The 1,542-nt window shown below is 73.8% G+C and carries 1 protein-coding gene; it reads left to right on the plus strand.

Going from position 1 to position 1,542, the window contains the following annotated elements:
• A partial coding sequence (locus AN218_RS29725) for an LCP family protein (RefSeq protein ID WP_070020167.1) occupies window positions 1-1,452 on the plus strand: 1,452 nt, incomplete at its 5' end.
• Between the last annotated feature and the right edge of the window lie 90 nt (window positions 1,453-1,542).

A 1,542-nucleotide genomic window follows, 5' to 3' on the forward strand; every position in this document is an offset into this window, starting at 1 on the left:
GTCTCCTGCGCCGTCTGCGCCGCGCTCACCGGCGGAGTCCTCTCCGGCACGGCGTCCGGCGCGGTCTCGGGCGCGGCGTCCGCCGCCCTGAACTCGCCCGCCGCGCCCGCCGGTTCGGACCGCGTACGCGACGTCTTCGACCACGTCCCCGCCGCGGGCCGCCCCGCCCGCGGCCCCGGCCTCAACATCCTCATCGCCGGAATCGACCGCCGGGAGGGCCTCTCGAAGAAGACGCGGGACCGGCTGCACGTCAACGGCCAGCAGTGCGACTGCACCGATGTGCTGATGCTGCTGCACGTCTCCGCGGACCGCGACCGCGTCAGCGTCGTCGGCATCCCGCGCGACTCCTACGTACGCTTCGCCTCCCACCGGGACCACGGCAAGGGCGTCGGCAAGGTCACCGAGCGTTCCAGCCGCCACCAGGGAAAGATCAACGGGGCCTACGCGCACGGCGGTCCGGCCCTGACCGTCCGTACCGTCGAACAGGCCACCGGCGTACGCGTCGACCACTACGCCGAGACCGGCTTCGCCGGATTCGAGAAGGCCGTGAACCGGCTGCGCGGCGCGAAGGTGTGCACGAGCAAGGACCTCGCGGACGCCAACAGCGGTCTGCGGCTGCCGAAGGGGACGCACATCCTGAACGGCGACGACACCCTGCGGTTCGTACGCGCCCGGCACGTCGAACCTCCCGGCGACCTCGGCCGGATGCGCCGTCAGCAGCGCGTCCTCGGTGAGCTGCTGGGGGCCCTGACCTCCGGGCGCGCGGGCGGCAGTCCGCTCGAAGTGGTGCGTGCCGCCGCCGAGTTGAACGGCGCGGTCCGCTGGGACAAGGGCTTCACGATGGGACGGCTCGGACAGCTCGCCGGAGAGCTGCGCGGACTGACCGCGCGGCAGACGGAATTCGCGACGGTGCCGGTCGCCGACTTCGACCACCGGGTGCCGGAGTGGGGCTCGACTCTGCTGTGGGACGGTCCGCGTGCCCGCGCCCTCTTCGCCGACCTGCGCGAGGACCGCCGGGTGACCGGCAACCCGGCGACGGGCCCGCAGCCCGGTGCCACCCCCGTGTCGTACCGCCCGGAGGAGATCACCGTACGCGTCGAGGGGTCCGGCCCCGCCGCCCTGCGCATCGCACAGGATCTGAGCGACAACGGGTTCAAGGTCTTGAACCAGCGGCGTGCGGCGGTCTCCGGGCCGAGCGGCGGACGGACGGAGATCACGTACGACTCCCACTGGGAGCGCAAGTCCGGCACCCTCGCGGCGGCGATGCCCGGGGCGGTGCGGCGTCCGGCGAAGGTGGCGGGCGAGAAGCACTCGGAGGTCTTCACCGTACGGCCCGGCACCGAGGGCACGAAGGTGGCCGACGTGGTCTACGACCGCAGCAGCGTCGAGGGCGCGCCGGTGCGCGGCGACACCTTCGGCTGCGACGGACCGGGGCGGCCGAGCACGGACTGACCCCACCGGCTGATGCGCCGGCCCCGGCAGGCAGCGGCCGGCGTACGGCCGATGGTGCTCAACACGCGGCGCGGGCCCGGGAGTTCCCCG

Source organism: Streptomyces nanshensis (genome assembly GCF_001751255.1).
In the GTDB taxonomy this organism is placed as follows: domain Bacteria; phylum Actinomycetota; class Actinomycetes; order Streptomycetales; family Streptomycetaceae; genus Streptomyces; species Streptomyces nanshensis_A.